This is a genomic window from Pantoea sp. ACRSC (genome assembly GCF_022346785.1).
Lineage (GTDB): Bacteria > Pseudomonadota > Gammaproteobacteria > Enterobacterales > Enterobacteriaceae > Pantoea > Pantoea alvi.
Genome location: NZ_JAKRNN010000001.1, coordinates 646,236 through 661,027, shown reverse-complemented (window position 1 = coordinate 661,027; position 14,792 = coordinate 646,236). Strand labels below are relative to the sequence as shown.

13 protein-coding genes are annotated in these 14,792 nt (G+C 60.3%); 8 read left to right on the top strand and 5 right to left on the bottom strand.

Annotated features, from left to right (window positions below; translation table 11 throughout):
- Window positions 1–21: 21 nt before the first annotated feature.
- The 4 genes from purB to MHZ97_RS03165 all read left to right on the top strand — a co-directional run bounded on the left by purB (window position 22) and on the right by MHZ97_RS03165 (window position 4,809).
- Entirely contained in the window at window positions 22–1,392 is a 1,371-nt protein-coding gene (purB, locus tag MHZ97_RS03180) for an adenylosuccinate lyase (protein WP_103795509.1), read from the top strand.
- A 103-nt stretch (window positions 1,393–1,495) separates the two neighbouring features.
- Window positions 1,496–2,164: a two-component system response regulator PhoP gene (phoP, locus tag MHZ97_RS03175; RefSeq protein WP_103795508.1), complete on the top strand. Its 669-nt coding sequence runs from the start codon at window positions 1,496–1,498 to the stop codon at window positions 2,162–2,164.
- A complete protein-coding gene (gene phoQ / locus MHZ97_RS03170; protein WP_103795507.1) occupies window positions 2,164–3,624 on the top strand; it encodes a two-component system sensor histidine kinase PhoQ in 1,461 nt (486 codons plus the stop codon). Before phoP ends, phoQ begins: the two co-directional genes overlap by 1 nt.
- Before the next feature lie 57 nt (window positions 3,625–3,681).
- Entirely contained in the window at window positions 3,682–4,809 is a 1,128-nt protein-coding gene (locus tag MHZ97_RS03165) for a cupin domain-containing protein (RefSeq protein ID WP_103795506.1), read from the top strand.
- Between the two features lie 240 nt (window positions 4,810–5,049).
- Here the strand turns inward: MHZ97_RS03165 and pepT are convergent, their stop codons facing one another.
- Window positions 5,050–6,279, bottom strand: a complete 1,230-nt coding sequence (gene pepT, locus MHZ97_RS03160; RefSeq protein WP_103795505.1) for a peptidase T — start codon at window positions 6,277–6,279, stop codon at window positions 5,050–5,052.
- 293 nt (window positions 6,280–6,572) lie between these two features.
- Between pepT and potA the strand changes: the two genes are divergently transcribed.
- The 4 genes from potA to potD are packed head-to-tail and all read left to right on the top strand — an operon-like array spanning window position 6,573 to window position 10,356.
- The gene (gene potA, locus MHZ97_RS03155) at window positions 6,573–7,688 is read left to right on the top strand and encodes a spermidine/putrescine ABC transporter ATP-binding protein PotA (protein ID WP_239311978.1); all 1,116 of its coding nucleotides are present in this window, start codon (window positions 6,573–6,575) and stop codon (window positions 7,686–7,688) included.
- Window positions 7,672–8,532, top strand: a complete 861-nt coding sequence (potB, locus tag MHZ97_RS03150; RefSeq protein ID WP_374044236.1) for a spermidine/putrescine ABC transporter permease PotB — start codon at window positions 7,672–7,674, stop codon at window positions 8,530–8,532. Before potA ends, potB begins: the two co-directional genes overlap by 17 nt.
- Entirely contained in the window at window positions 8,529–9,302 is a 774-nt protein-coding gene (gene potC, locus MHZ97_RS03145) for a spermidine/putrescine ABC transporter permease PotC (protein WP_103795501.1), read from the top strand. Before potB ends, potC begins: the two co-directional genes overlap by 4 nt.
- A 10-nt stretch (window positions 9,303–9,312) precedes the next feature.
- The gene (gene potD, locus MHZ97_RS03140; protein ID WP_103795500.1) at window positions 9,313–10,356 is read left to right on the top strand and encodes a spermidine/putrescine ABC transporter substrate-binding protein PotD; all 1,044 of its coding nucleotides are present in this window, start codon (window positions 9,313–9,315) and stop codon (window positions 10,354–10,356) included.
- Window positions 10,357–10,543: 187 nt separating this feature from the next.
- Here the strand turns inward: potD and cobB are convergent, their stop codons facing one another.
- The 4 genes from cobB to lolC form a co-directional block, all read right to left on the bottom strand.
- Window positions 10,544–11,377: a Sir2 family NAD+-dependent deacetylase gene (cobB, locus tag MHZ97_RS03135; protein ID WP_103795496.1), complete on the bottom strand. Its 834-nt coding sequence runs from the start codon at window positions 11,375–11,377 to the stop codon at window positions 10,544–10,546.
- Window positions 11,378–11,469: 92 nt separating this feature from the next.
- Window positions 11,470–12,714 (bottom strand): lipoprotein-releasing ABC transporter permease subunit LolE, encoded by a 1,245-nt coding sequence (lolE, locus tag MHZ97_RS03130; protein WP_103795495.1) that lies wholly within the window; start codon window positions 12,712–12,714, stop codon window positions 11,470–11,472.
- The gene (gene lolD / locus MHZ97_RS03125; RefSeq protein ID WP_103795494.1) at window positions 12,714–13,418 is read right to left on the bottom strand and encodes a lipoprotein-releasing ABC transporter ATP-binding protein LolD; all 705 of its coding nucleotides are present in this window, start codon (window positions 13,416–13,418) and stop codon (window positions 12,714–12,716) included. Before lolD ends, lolE begins: the two co-directional genes overlap by 1 nt.
- Complete coding sequence (lolC, locus tag MHZ97_RS03120; RefSeq protein ID WP_239311979.1) at window positions 13,411–14,610, bottom strand: lipoprotein-releasing ABC transporter permease subunit LolC; 1,200 nt, start codon at window positions 14,608–14,610, stop codon at window positions 13,411–13,413. The genes lolD and lolC overlap by 8 nt, the downstream gene beginning before the upstream one ends.
- Window positions 14,611–14,792 lie beyond the last annotated feature (182 nt).

Sequence of the window (14,792 nt, the reverse complement as noted above, 5' to 3'; positions counted from 1 at the left end):
AACGATTCAGGAGTTGCACTGATGGAATTATCCTCTCTGACCGCCGTCTCACCCGTCGATGGTCGTTACGGCGATAAAGTCAGCCCGCTGCGCGCTATCTTCAGCGAATTCGGTTTGCTGAAGTTCCGCGTTGAGGTTGAAGTACGCTGGTTACAGAAACTGGCGTCTACCGCAGAGATCAAGGAAGTTCCTGCATTTGACGCCGACGCAAACGCTTTCCTCGACGCAATCGTCGCTAATTTCAGCGAAGAGGATGCGGCGCGCATCAAAACCATCGAGCGCACCACCAACCACGACGTAAAAGCGGTCGAATATTTCCTCAAAGAGAAAGTGGAGAGCGTACCGGCGCTGCACGCGGTATCGGAATTTATCCACTTCGCCTGCACCTCCGAAGATATCAACAACCTGTCACACGCGCTGATGCTGGAAAGCGCACGCCGCGACGTGATCCTGCCCTACTGGCAGCAGCTTATCGACGCGGTTAAGGGCCTGGCGCACGAATATCGCGATATCCCCCTGCTGTCGCGCACCCACGGCCAGCCAGCTACGCCTTCAACCATGGGCAAAGAGATGGCCAACGTCGCCTACCGTATGGAGCGTCAGCAGCGCCAGCTGAGCAAAATCGAGATTCTGGGCAAGATCAACGGCGCGGTCGGCAACTACAACGCCCATATCGCCGCCTATCCGGAAGTGGACTGGCACCAGCTGAGCGAGCAGTTCGTCACCTCGCTGGGCATTACCTGGAACCCCTACACCACCCAGATCGAGCCGCACGACTATATCGCCGAGCTGTTTGACTGCATTGCGCGCTTCAACACTATCCTGATCGACTTCGATCGCGATATCTGGGGCTATGTGGCGCTCAACCACTTCAAACAGAAAACCATCGCGGGCGAAATCGGCTCTTCCACCATGCCGCACAAGGTCAACCCGATCGATTTCGAAAACTCCGAAGGTAACCTGGGCCTGGCGAACGCGGTGATGCAGCACCTGGCGAGCAAGCTGCCGGTGTCGCGCTGGCAGCGTGACCTCACCGACTCAACGGTGCTGCGCAACCTCGGCGTGGGCGTCGGCTATGCGCTGATCGCCTATCAGGCGACGCTGAAGGGCATTTCCAAGCTGGAAGTGAACCGCGAGCGTCTGCTGGACGAGCTGGATCATAACTGGGAAGTGCTGGCGGAGCCGATCCAGACCGTGATGCGCCGCTACGGCATCGAGAAACCGTATGAGAAGCTGAAAGAGCTGACGCGCGGCAAGCGCGTCGACGCGGCGGGAATGCAGGCCTTTATCGACAGCCTCGCGCTGCCGGAAGAGGAAAAAGTGCGCCTGAAACAGATGACGCCAGCTAACTATCTCGGCCGCGCCGTTCAGATGGTCGACGATCTGAAATAAGCGTGGACGCAGGCGGGCCGGTCCCGCCTGCGTTGTGCTGTTGTTTAGATGTTTTTGCGTATACTTTACCTTTACTTAAATGCTCCGAGAGTAAGGAAAAGGCATGCGTGTTTTAGTTGTGGAAGATAATGCTCTGCTGCGCCATCATCTTGCAGTTCAACTGCGTGAAATGGGCCATCAGGTAGACGCCGCAGAGGACGCAAAGGAAGCCGACTATTTTTTACAGGAGCATCTGCCCGATATTGCGCTGGTCGACCTGGGGCTGCCGGATGAAGACGGCATGTCGCTGATCCGCCGCTGGCGCGGTCAGTCGGTGCGGCAGCCGATTCTGGTGCTCACCGCGCGCGAAGGCTGGCAGGCCAAAGTCGAAGCGCTGGAAGCGGGCGCCGACGACTACGTCACCAAACCTTTCCATATTGAAGAAGTGGCCGCGCGCCTGCAGGCGCTGATGCGTCGCAACAGCGGACACGCCTCGCAAATTATCGCCATGGCGCCGTTTCAGGTTGACCTCTCGCGCCGCGAGCTGACCATCCACGACCAGCCGGTCAAGCTGACCGCCTTTGAATACACCATTGTCGAAACGCTGATCCGCAACGCGGGCAGAGTGGTGAGCAAAGACTCCCTGATGCTGCAGCTCTACCCCGACGCCGAACTGCGCGAAAGTCATACCATCGACGTGCTGATGGGCCGCCTGCGCAAAAAAATTCAGGCGCTGCACGCGGATGAGGTGATCACCACCGTACGCGGTCAGGGATACCGCTTCGATCTCTGATGAGCTGGCTGCAACGTTATCGTCCCCTCTCGCTGCGCGCCCGCTTTTTGCTGGCCTGTTCGGCTATTGTGCTGTTTCTCTCGCTCTCCTACGGCATGGTGGCGGTGATCGGCTACGTGGTCAGCTTCGACAAGAACACCTATCGCGTGATGCGCGGCGAAAGCAATCTCTTCTTTACGCTGGCGCAGTGGCAAAATAATCGCCTGACCATCGCGCAGCCGGAGCGCATGACGCTCAACTTCCCGACGCTGGTGTTTATCTATGATGAACAGGGCAAGCTGCTGTGGCAGCAGCGCGACGTGCCGGAGATCCGCACCAAAATCCGCCACGAGTGGCTGCTGAAGCCCGACTTTTACGAAATCGACACCAGCAATCGCACCAGCGCCGTGGCGATAGGCAACGATCTGTCGGCGCAGAAGCGGCTGCACGCTATCGATAACGACAACAACGATACGTTCACCCACTCCGTTGCGGTCAACCGCTATGACGCCACCACCAATCTGCCCGCGCTGACCATCGTGGTGGTGGACTCGATACCGCAGGAGCTGCAGCACTCGGACGTGGTCTGGTCATGGTTCAGCTACGTGCTGGCCGCCAACCTTATTCTGGTGATCCCGCTGCTCTGGCTGGCGGCGCACTGGAGCCTGCGCCCGATTGGCCATCTCGCCACCCAGATACGTGAACTGGAAACCAGCCAGCGTGAAAATCTCGACGATGCGCCGCCGCAGGAGTTGCGCAGCCTGGTGCGCAACCTCAATCTGCTGCTGAGCAACGAGCGCCAGCGCTATACGCGCTACCGCACCACCCTCTCCGATCTGACGCACAGCCTGAAAACGCCGCTGGCGGTGCTGCAAAGCACGCTGCGCTCGCTGCGCAACGGCAAGGATCTGACCATCGAGCAGGCCGAGCCGGTGATGCTGGAGCAGATCAGCCGTATCTCGCAGCAGATCGGCTACTACCTGCACCGCGCCAGCATGCAGGCGGATCACAACCCGCTGCTGCGCGACCTTCATCCGGTATCGGCGCTGCTCGACAGCCTCTGCTCGGCGCTTAACAAGGTTTATCAGCACAAAGGCGTCGAGATTACGCTGGACGTTTCGCCGGAGGTGATCTTTATCGGCGACAAAAACGACTTTATGGAGGTGCTGGGCAACGTGCTGGACAACGCCTGCAAATATTGCCTGGAGTTTATCGAGGTAAGCGCGCGTCAGACCGATCAGGCGCTGCATCTGTTTATCGACGACGACGGCCCCGGCATTCCCGAAAGCAAGCGCAACCTCGTCTTTGTGCGCGGCCAGCGCGCCGATACGCTGCGTCCCGGCCAGGGGCTGGGGCTGGCGGTCGCGCTCGATATTCTGGAGCAGTATGAGGGCCAGATTATCGCTACATCCAGCCCGCTGGGCGGCGCGCGAATGGAAGTGATCTTCCGGCGTCAGGAAGTCGAACATCGCCGCGAGTAGAAAGGTGCGCGGGCTGTTATACTTGGCTGCATTTACAGCCCTGCATGGAACCACTCTATGGACTATCAGCTCGATCTTAACTGGCCCGACTTTATTCAGCGCTACTGGCAAAAACGTCCGGTGCTGCTTAAGCGCGGTTTTAAAAACTTTATTGACCCCATTTCTCCTGACGAGCTGGCCGGACTGGCGATGGAAAACGAGGTGGACAGCCGTCTGGTCAGCCATAACGACGGCAAGTGGCAGGTGAGCCACGGTCCTTTCGAGAGCTACGATCATCTGGGCGAAAACAACTGGTCGCTGCTGGTGCAGGCGGTGAACCACTGGCATGAACCCTCGGCGGCGCTGATGCGCCCGTTCCGCTTTTTGCCCGACTGGCGCATCGACGATCTGATGATCTCTTTCGCCGTGCCGGGCGGCGGCGTTGGCCCGCACTTCGATCAGTACGACGTGTTTATTATTCAGGGCACCGGCCGTCGTCGCTGGCGCGTCGGCGAGAAAGTGCCGATGAAGCAGCACTGCCCCCATCCCGACCTGCTGCAGGTCGAGCCGTTCGACGCCATTATCGATGAAGAGATGGAGCCGGGTGATATTCTCTATATCCCGCCGGGATTCCCGCACGAAGGCTATTCGCTGGAGAACGCCATCAACTACTCTGTCGGCTTCCGCGCGCCGAACGGCCGCGAGCTGATCAGCGGCTTCGCCGACTATGTGCTGGCGCGCGAGCTGGGCAGCTACCGCTACAGCGATCCTGAGGTGCCGACGCGCGACTGCCCGTCACAGATCCTGCCGCAGGAGATCGAAGGTATTCGCCAGGTGATGCTCGACGTCATCGACCAGCCGGAGCATTTCGCCAGCTGGTTCGGGGAGTTTATCTCCCAGTCGCGTCACGAACTGGATGTGGCACCGCCGGAGCCGCCCTATCAGCCCGATGAGATCTACGATGCCCTGCAGCAGGGCGATACGCTGTCGCGCCTGGGCGGCCTGCGCGTGCTGACCATCGGCGATGCGGTGTTTGTCAACGGCGAGCGCGTCGAGTGTTCACAGCCAGAGGTGCTGAAGGCGCTGGCGCGCCGTCAGACGCTGAGCCTGGAGGATTTCGGCGACGCGCTGGACGATCCGTCGCTGCTGGCGCAGCTTGCCGCGCTGGTTAACGCCGGCTACTGGTATTTCGGCGACGCTGAGTAACACCACCAGACGACTCAAAGGCTAAAACGCGCGTGGCGTGGGGCGAAGTGCAACGCGTCCCGCGCCAGGGATAAAAACGCCGGGCGGTTTCAAACAACGCAGCGCGCTGGCCCGGTAACGGGCGCACCTCAGGGATGAGGTGCGTCGCTACGCGGGACGAGTGAGCAGGGATGCGTTTAGCGACTTTGCGATCGCACCACGCCACCCCCATAAGCGCTGCGCCTCCTGATGGAGAGGTTTTTACCCTTTTTTCTCCGCCGCCAGCTCTGCCAGCCGGACAATCACATCCACCGCCTGCGCCATAATATTGAGCGAGGCGAACTCGTGCTTGCCGTGGTAGTTATAGCCGCCGGTAAAGATATTCGGGCACGGCAGCCCCTTCCAGGAAAGCGCAGAACCGTCGGTGCCGCCGCGAATCGGCTTCACCTTCGGCTCAATGCCGCAGTCGCGCATCGCCTGCAGCGCCAGTTCGATAATATGCGGATGCGGCTCAACCTTCTCGCGCATATTGCGATAGCTGTTGCTGATCTCCACCGTGACGGAGCAGTCTTTATGCAGCCCGGCGTTAATGCGCTCGGCAATCGCCGTCAGCACCTGCTTGCGCTGTTCAAACGCTTCTGTATCGAAATCGCGAATAATATATTGCAGCTCGGCGTGCTCTACCGTGCCTTTTATCTGGTGCAGATGATAAAAGCCTTCGTAGCCGTCGGTGAACTGCGGACGCTCTTTTGCCGGTACTTCGGCATGAAACGCCGTCGCCACGTCCAGCGCGTTCACCATCACCCCTTTCGCCGAGCCGGGATGCACATTATTGCCGACGATCTTCACCACCGCTGAAGCGGCGTTGAAGTTCTCATATTCAAACTCGCCGAGATCGCTGCCGTCGATGGTGTAGGCCCAGTCGGCGGCGAAGCCCTCTACGTCGAAATGGGAGGTGCCGCGGCCAATCTCCTCATCTGGCGTAAAGGCGACGCGAATGGCGCCGTGCGGAATATCGCTGCTGGCGAGGCGCGCCATTGCGGTCATGATCTCGGCGATGCCCGCCTTATCGTCGGCGCCGAGCAGCGTCTTGCCGTCGGTGGTGATCAGGGTATGGCCGATTAGCTTATGCAGGATCGGGAACATCACCGGCGACAGCACCTCTTCGCCCATACCGAGCGCGATATCGCCGCCGCGGTAGTTCTCAATAATCTGCGGCTTCACATTCCTGGCGGTAAAATCGGGCGAGGTATCCATATGCGAGATAAAACCGATCACCGGCGTCGGCCAGTCGACGTTGGCGGGCAGCGTGCCCATCACGCAGCAGTGATCGCTGAGCGTGACGTCGATAAAACCGAGCGCAATCAGCTCTTCCTGCAGCTTGCGCGCCAGCGTCCACTGCCCTTCGCTGCTGGGCACCTGACGCGCCTGGGGTTTTGCCTGCGTCTCTATCGCCACGTAACTTAAAAAACGTTCAAGTAACTGATCCATATGCCATCCTTCAAAAGAAGCCGACTATCATTATCAACAGCCGAGTCCGACGCATGTTGCGTCATATCATTATCTGACAGGTTAACCTGCGCTGCGCGTTTGCAGAAGGATCTTTTAACCCGGCTGTAAACATCGTTATTCAGGGTAGCGGATAACGGCCTGATCGTCTCTTTTCTCCAGCAAAACATGGCATTGCCCTCTTTTTGAGGTATCATCGCGCCCTCTCGCTGGCTGGCCGACGCAAACGGCTATGCTTAAACCTGTTCGACCCTATTACCGACTGAGTGACTAAAATGACGCAAACACGCGCGCAGCAGGCGCTGGTTACGCTTTCTGGCATCAGTAAAGCTTTTGATGGCAAGTCAATTATCAGCGACTTCAACCTGACCATCGATCACGGCGAATTTATTACCCTGCTCGGTCCGTCGGGCTGCGGCAAAACCACTATTCTGCGGCTGATCGCCGGGCTGGAAGCGGTCGACAGCGGTCGGGTGATGCTGGATGACAGCGACATCACCGGTACCCCCGCCGAGCATCGCCACGTCAATACGGTGTTTCAGAGCTACGCCCTCTTCCCGCATATGTCGGTGTTTGAAAATGTCGCCTTCGGCCTGCGCATGCAGAAAACGCCCAATGCGGAGATCGCCGCGCGCGTCAGCGAGGCGCTGGCGATGGTGCAGCTGGAGCGTTTCGCCGATCGCCGCCCGCATCAGCTCTCTGGCGGCCAGCAGCAGCGCGTCGCCATTGCGCGCGCGGTGGTGAACCGCCCGAAGGTGCTGCTGCTTGATGAGTCGCTCTCGGCGCTCGACTATAAGCTGCGCAAGCAGATGCAGAACGAGCTGAAGGCGCTGCAGCGCAAGCTCGGCATTACCTTTGTTTTCGTGACGCACGATCAGGAAGAGGCGCTTACCATGTCCGACCGCATCGTGGTGATGCGCGACGGCAAGATCGAGCAGGACGGCACGCCGCGCGAAATCTACGAAGAGCCGAAGAATCTCTTTGTGGCGCGCTTTATCGGCGAAATTAACGTCTTTGACGCCGACGTCCTCGACGCCCGCGACGCGCCGCGCGTGCGCGCCCGCGTGGAGGGCCGTGAATGCGATATTCACTGCGCCTTCCCGGTCAGCGCTGGCGATCGCCTGCATGTGTTGCTGCGCCCGGAAGATCTGCGCGTCGACGAGGTGCATAGCGACCAGGCGGTAGAAGGCCTGATCGGCTACGTGCGCGAGCGTAACTACAAAGGCATGACGCTGGAATCGACCGTCGAGCTGGAGAATGGCAAGCTGGTGACGGTCAGTGAATTCTTCAACGAGGATGACCCCGACTTCGATCACTCCCTGAATCAAAAGATGGCGGTGAACTGGGTGCCGAGCTGGGAGGTGGTACTGCCCTATGAAGCTGATGCGTAACCGTTTTCAGAAAGGGGTAACGGCGCTGATCGTCGGCTGGCTGGCGCTGTTCGTGCTGCTGCCCAACCTGATGATCGTCGTCACCAGCTTTCTGACGCGCGACGACGCGCACTTCGTGCGTATGGCGTTCACCCTCAGCAACTATGCGCGGCTGCTCGATCCGCTTTATGGCGACGTGCTGCTGCACTCGCTCAATATGGCGCTTATCGCCACGCTCTGCTGCCTGCTGCTGGGTTATCCCTTCGCCTGGTGCCTGACGAAACTGCCGGCGCGCCTGCGGCCGCTGATGCTGTTTCTGCTGATTGTACCCTTCTGGACCAACTCGCTGATCCGCATCTACGGGCTGAAAATCTTCCTCAGCCCGCGCGGCTGGCTAAACGACTTTCTGCTGTGGCTGGGGGTCATCGAGACGCCGTTTCGCATTATGTATACGCCGCAGGCGGTGATCCTCGGTCTGGTCTATATTCTGCTGCCCTTTATGGTGCTGCCGCTCTACTCCAGCCTGGAGAAGCTGGATCGCGCCTGTCTGGAGGCGGCGCGCGATCTCGGCGCCAGCAAAGCGCAGACCTTTTTCCGCATTATTTTGCCGCTGACCATGCCGGGCATCGTCGCGGGCTGTTTGCTGGTGCTGATCCCGGCGATGGGGCTGTTCTACGTGGCGGACCTGATGGGCGGCGCGAAGAACCTGCTGATCGGTAACGTTATCAAGAGCCAGTTTTTGAATATCCGCGACTGGCCGTTCGGCGCGGCGACCAGCATCGTAATGACGCTGCTGATGGGCCTGATGCTGCTGTTTTACTGGCGCGCCGCGCGCCTGCTGAATAAAAAGGTGGACCTGGAATGATCGCGCGCCTGCTACGCGGCGGCTTTATGGCCGCGATTTACGCCTGGTTCTATATCCCTGTCGCCATCCTGATGGTTAACTCGTTCAACGCCTCGCGCTTCGGCATCAACTGGCAGGGGTTCAGCACCCGCTGGTACAGCCTGCTGATGAATAACGACAGCCTGATCCAGGCGGCGCAGCATTCGCTGATCATGGGCGTGATCTCCGCCAGCTGCGCGACGCTAATCGGCTCGCTCACCGCCGTGGCGCTCTACCGCTACCGCTTTCGCGGCAAACCCTTTGTCAGCGGCATGCTGTTCGTGGTGATGATGTCGCCCGATATCGTGATGGCGATCTCCCTGCTGGTGCTGTTTATGCTGCTCGGCATCTCGCTCGGCTTCTGGTCGCTGCTCTTTTCGCATATCACTTTCTGTCTGCCCTTTGTGGTGATTACCGTCTATTCGCGGCTAAAGGGCTTTGACGTGCGCATGCTGGAAGCGGCGAAAGATCTGGGCGCCAGCGAAACCACCATCCTGCGTAAAATTATTCTGCCGCTGGCGATGCCGGCGGTAGCGGCGGGCTGGCTGCTGAGCTTTACCCTGTCGATGGATGACGTGGTGGTCTCCTCCTTTGTGACCGGGCCGACGTTTGAGATCCTGCCGCTGAAGATCTATTCAATGGTGAAAGTCGGCGTCTCGCCGGAGGTGAACGCGCTGGCGACAATTCTGCTGCTGCTGTCGCTGCTGCTGGTCGGCGTCAGCCAGCTGTTGCTCCGTGATAAAACCAAATAGAGGATAAATAATGAAGAGATGGTCTCACTGGCTGGCGGCTGGGGCGCTGGCGCTGGGCATGCAGAGCGCGCAGGCTGACGACGCCAGTACGCTCTACTTCTATAACTGGACCGAATATGTGCCGCCGGGGCTGCTGGAGCAGTTCACTAAAGAGACCGGCATTAAGGTGATCTACTCCACCTACGAGTCCAACGAGAGCATGTATGCCAGGCTGAAGACCTGGAAAGATGGCGCCTACGATCTGGTGGTGCCTTCCACCTATTTCGTGGCGAAGATGCGCAACGAGGGCATGCTGCAGAAGATCGACAAGGCGCAGCTGAGCAACTTTAAAAATCTCGATCCCAATCTGCTGAATAAGCCGTTCGATCCCGGTAACGACTATTCGATCCCCTATATCTGGGGCGCAACGGCGATCGGCGTTAATACCGACGCGCTGGACGCGAAGTCTGTGCAGAGCTGGGCCGATCTGTGGAAGCCGGAGTATAAGCAGAGTCTGCTGCTTACCGACGATGCGCGCGAGGTGTTCCAGATGGCGCTGCGCAAGCTGGGGCTTTCCGGCAATACCCGCGATCCAGAAGAGATTAACGCCGCTTATGAAGAGCTAAAGAAGCTGATGCCCAACGTGCTCGCCTTTAACTCCGACAACCCAGGCAATCCGTTTATGGAAGGCGAAGTGAATCTCGGCATGATCTGGAACGGCTCCGCCTACGTGGCGCGCCAGGCGGGCACGCCGCTGGAGGTGGTCTGGCCGAAAGAGGGCGGCATTTTCTGGATGGATAATCTGGCGATTCCGGCCAACGCGAAAAACAAGGCGGGCGCGCTGAAGCTGATTAACTTCCTGCTGCGTCCCGATGTGGCGGCGAAAGTGGCGGAAACCATCGGCTACCCGACGCCGAACCTGGCCGCGAAGGCGCTGCTGCCGAAGGCGGTGGCGAGCGATCCGTCGCTCTATCCCCCCGCCGAGGTGATCAACAAGGGCGAATGGCAGGATGATGTCGGCGACGCCAGCGTGCAGTATGAGACGCTGTTCCAGAAGCTAAAGGCGGGACGGTAACAAAAAGGCGGGGAACAGGAATTGTCGCTTAACAGCCACGCCAGAGTTTACCCGCGGGTGACAGGGACCGAAGAGTAAAGCGTCCCGCGACAAGGATGTCGCGGGCAGGGATGCCGCTTTTTGCGTCCTGGCGATCGGCCCTGTCACCCGCGTCAGGTGCCCATCCTGTAGCGATTGTTTTTGATTTTTACTTATACAAACTCCGCAAGAAACCATCCACAAAGCGCGGCACTTCCTCGCTCGCCAGCCCGTAGTGACGCTCGGCGAACTCGTTGCCCACCAGGCTCGGCTCCAGATTCAGCTCCACGGTATGGGCGCCCTGCAGTTTCGCCTCATGCACAAAGCCCGCCGCCGGATAAACATGGCCGGAAGTGCCGATGGCGATAAAGAGATCCGCCTGCTCCAGCGCCTGATAAATCTCCTCCATGCCGACAGGCATCTCGCCAAACCACACCACATGCGGACGCAGCGGCGCGGGAAACTGACAGCAGGTGCAGCGATCGTCGGTGGTCAGATCCCCGTTCCAGGCGATCACCTGGCCGCTGCTGGTGCAGCGCACCTTCAGCAGTTCGCCGTGCATATGCAGCACGCGGCTGTTGCCCGCGCGCTCGTGCAGATTGTCGATATTCTGCGTCACCAGCAAAAAGTTATCGCCCAGCACCTGCTCCAGCTCGGCCAGCGCCCTGTGCGCGGCGTTGGGCTGGATCTCGCTGGCGTGCAGGGCGCGGCGGCGCGCGTTGTAAAAACGCTGCACCAGCTCAGGATCGCGGCGGTAGCCTTCCGGCGTCGCCACATCCTCCACGCGATGCTCTTCCCAGAGGCCGTCGGCGGCGCGGAAGGTCTGAATGCCCGACTCAGCTGAAATACCCGCGCCGGTCAGCACCACCACGAACGGCTGCGGATGGGCCGCCAGCTCCGCCTGACGATCGCGCTCAAAAATACGCTGGCGAAAACGCTGATGCACCTTGCGGCGGGTCTTCTTATAGCGGGCGAGCCGCAAGCGTCGACGCGGTGTGCGCATAAAAACTCCTTGTGGGCGACGTCGGGTCGCCGCCAGAAAATCTCAAGTGTAGCGGCCGCGTATGACAGCGCAATGCCGCCGTTTTCGCCGGATTACTGACCGCTCAGCACCCGCGCCGGATCGATGCGGCTGGCACGCCGCGCCGGATACCAGCTTGCCAGCAGGCTAAGCACAATCGCCGTCAGCAGCACCGAGCCAACGTCGAGCCAGTGCAGCTCAGAGGGCAGAAAATCGATAAAGTAGATATCGCCCGCCAGCAAATGATGGCCGGTCAGCGATTCCAGCCCGCGCACCAGCGTGGTGAGATTCAGCGCCACCAAAACGCCGATCACCACGCCGCTGACGCTGCCGAGCAGCCCGGCCAGCAGGCCGTACCAGATAAAGATGGCGCGGATCAGCCCGTCTTTAGCGCCCAGGGTGCGCAGCACCGCAATATCGCTGCTCTTGTCCTTCACCGCCATCACCAGCGTCGAGACGATATTAAAACAGGCTACGCCAATCACCAGCACCATCGCCAGATACATAATGGCGCGGATCATCTGAATATCGCGATACATATAGCCGAAGGTGCCGATCCAGCTGCGGATATAGACGTCACTGTGAGTCGCCTCGCCCGCGTCACGCACCAGCTTCACCGCCTGGAAGGGGTCCTGCATCTTCAGGGCGATGCCCGTGACACTGTCACCCATATCGAGATAGCTTTGGGCATCCGCCAGCGGCACCAGCGCCAGACTGTGGTCCAGCATGCCGCTCAGCTGCAGGATGCCGCTCACCTGCAGGCGAATACGCTTCGGCTGCAGCAGTTTCGTGCCGCCATCATTGTTGGGGATCAGGATGGTAATCCAGCTGCCCTGCTTTACGTTCAGGGTGCGGGCGATGCCGCCGCCTAAAATAATCTGCTGTTTGCCCGCGGCGAAGGTTTTCCAGCCGTCCCCCTCCACAAACTGCGGCAGCGCGCTGAGGCGCGGCTCCTGCGCCGGATCGACCCCTTTCACCTGCAGCGCCTGCAGCTTCGCGCCGCTCTCGATCAGGCCGGTAAAGTTAACGTAGGGCGCGGCGGCGGCGATGCCGGGCACCTGCTCCACGGGGGCTATCAGCGCCTGCCAGTTGCGGAACGGCTGATTGACCGCCTCGATCTCACCGTGCGGCACCACCGCCAGAATACGGTTGTTCAGCTCGCGCTCGAAGCCGTTCATGGCGCTCAGGCCGATGATCAGCACCGCCACGCCCAGCGCGATGCCGAGGGTAGAGATAATCGAGATCAGCGACACCATGCCGCCGCCGCGGCGGCCGCGGCTAAAACGCAGCCCTAACAACAGGGATAACGACGAACCCATCAGAGCGCTCCTGCTAAGGTCACCTGCTCGCTTAGCTGACCGTCGCGCATCTCCATCTGGCGCGACAGGCGCTTCGCCAGATGCAGATCGTGCGTCACCACCAGAAAGGCGGTGCCCTGACGGACATTCAGCTCGCCCAGCAGTTCAAAAATGGCGTCGGCGTTGCGCGCGTCGAGGTTGCCTGTTGGCTCATCCGCCATCACCAGACGCGGGCGGTTCACCAGCGCGCGGGCGATAGAGACGCGCTGGCGCTCGCCGCCCGACAGCTCCGACGGTCGGTGATGCGCCCGCTTCTCCAGGCCTACCGCCGCCAGCATCTCGCGCGCGCGCTGCTGCGCCTCCGCCTTGCCGGTTTTGCCGATCAGCAGCGGCATCGCCACGTTTTCCAGCGCGTTAAAGTCGGGCAGCAGATGATGGAACTGGTAGATAAAGCCCAGCTCGCGGTTGCGCAGCGAGGCTTTGGCAGAGGATGACATGGCGTTCAGCGACTGGCCGTCAAATACCACATCGCCAGAGGTGGGCGCGTCCAGCCCGCCCAGCAGATGCAGCAGCGTACTTTTGCCGGAGCCGGAGCTGCCGACAATCGCCACCAGCTCACCGGGCTGCAGGCTAAAGGTGACGTTGCGCAGCACGTCAGTCTGCACGCTGCCTTCCTGATAGCGTTTGCACAGCTCGCGGCACTGCAACAAAGGGGTGTTACTCATAACGTAAAGCCTCAGCGGGTTGAACGGCGGCGGCGCGCCAGGAGGGATAGAGCGTCGACAGCAGCGCGACAGCCATCGCCGTTACGGCGATAGTGATCACCTGCCAGAGATTGATGTCGACCGGCAGCGCCGCGCCATCTAAAAACAGGCCGATAACCGGCATCAGATTATTGAGCTGGCTGGCCAGCAGCACGCCCAGCAGGGTGCCGAGCAGCGCGCCGATAATCCCGGCGCTGGCGCCCTGCACCATAAACACCGCGACAATCTGACGGCGCGTCAGCCCCTGCGTTTGCAGGATCGCCACCTCGCCCTGCTTCTCCATAATCAGCAGGCCGAGCGAGGTAATGATATTAAAGGCGGCGACGGCGACGATCAGGCTCAGCAGCAGCCCCATCATATTCTTCTCCATGCGCACCGCCTGGAACAGGTCGCCTTTGCGCTCGCGCCAGTCTTTCCATACCAGACCGGCCGGCAGCGGCTGCTGGCTTAGCGCATCCACCGCCAGCGGCTTATCCAGCCAGAGACGCCAGCCGGTGACGTTGCCCGCCGGATAGCGCATCAGGCGCGAGGCGTCCTGCTGGTTGACCAGGATCTGGTAGCCATCCACCTCGCTGTTGGCCGCATAGGTGCCCGCCACGGTAAACAGACGCTGGCTCGGCACGCGGCCCATCGGGGTAAACTGGCTGACCGACGGCACCATCAGGCGCAGCTCGTCGCCGCGCTTCACGCCAAGCTGCGTCGCCAGCTGTTCGCCAAGGATGACATTGTACTGGCCCGACTGCAGCACGCTTTGCGGCGTGTTGACCAGATAAGGCGTCAGGGGATCTTTTTCGTCGGGCTGAATGCCGAGCATCACGCCAACCGACACGTTATGCGCGCTCTGCAGTACCACGTCAGCGGTGGTGAGCGGCGCCATGCGGCTGACGCCCGCCAGCTTAAGGCTCGCGGCGGGCTGCAGCTGCGGGTTGATGCTGCCTTTGTCGCTGGTGACCAGCGCCTGCGGCATCAGCCCGAGAATATTGCCCTCCAGCTCGCGTTCAAAGCCGTTCATCACCGACAGTACGGTGACCAGGGCCAGCACACCGAGCGTAATGCCGATAGTGGAGAGCCAGGAAACGAAGCGACCAAAGCGATCCGATGCTCGCCCGCGCATATAGCGCAGGCCGATAAATAGCGCGACAGGTTGATACATGTATTCCGTCTTGGCAGTTGCCTGAAAGTAGACCAGTGATGATAAAGGAGGCGTCTGGTTTATGAAACCTCTAACCCTCTGAGTACGCGGCAAAGTGTGGCCGATTTTCGCTAAAAAGATATGCTGCTGGCCTCAACTGTACGTTTAATCGCCTGCCGTCCGGGTAGGCTACACTATAAGGT

Coding starts and splice junctions, on each gene's coding strand:
- potB (WP_374044236.1), top strand. CDS start 7,672: ATGAAGCTGATGCGTAACCGTTTTCAGAAAGGGGTAACGGCGCTGATC.
- phoQ (WP_103795507.1), top strand. CDS start 2,164: ATGAGCTGGCTGCAACGTTATCGTCCCCTCTCGCTGCGCGCCCGCTTT.
- pepT (WP_103795505.1), bottom strand. CDS start 6,279: ATGGATCAGTTACTTGAACGTTTTTTAAGTTACGTGGCGATAGAGACG.
- phoP (WP_103795508.1), top strand. CDS start 1,496: ATGCGTGTTTTAGTTGTGGAAGATAATGCTCTGCTGCGCCATCATCTT.
- lolC (WP_239311979.1), bottom strand. CDS start 14,610: ATGTATCAACCTGTCGCGCTATTTATCGGCCTGCGCTATATGCGCGGG.
- cobB (WP_103795496.1), bottom strand. CDS start 11,377: ATGCGCACACCGCGTCGACGCTTGCGGCTCGCCCGCTATAAGAAGACC.
- lolD (WP_103795494.1), bottom strand. CDS start 13,418: ATGAGTAACACCCCTTTGTTGCAGTGCCGCGAGCTGTGCAAACGCTAT.
- lolE (WP_103795495.1), bottom strand. CDS start 12,714: ATGGGTTCGTCGTTATCCCTGTTGTTAGGGCTGCGTTTTAGCCGCGGC.
- potA (WP_239311978.1), top strand. CDS start 6,573: ATGACGCAAACACGCGCGCAGCAGGCGCTGGTTACGCTTTCTGGCATC.
- potD (WP_103795500.1), top strand. CDS start 9,313: ATGAAGAGATGGTCTCACTGGCTGGCGGCTGGGGCGCTGGCGCTGGGC.
- purB (WP_103795509.1), top strand. CDS start 22: ATGGAATTATCCTCTCTGACCGCCGTCTCACCCGTCGATGGTCGTTAC.
- potC (WP_103795501.1), top strand. CDS start 8,529: ATGATCGCGCGCCTGCTACGCGGCGGCTTTATGGCCGCGATTTACGCC.
- MHZ97_RS03165 (WP_103795506.1), top strand. CDS start 3,682: ATGGACTATCAGCTCGATCTTAACTGGCCCGACTTTATTCAGCGCTAC.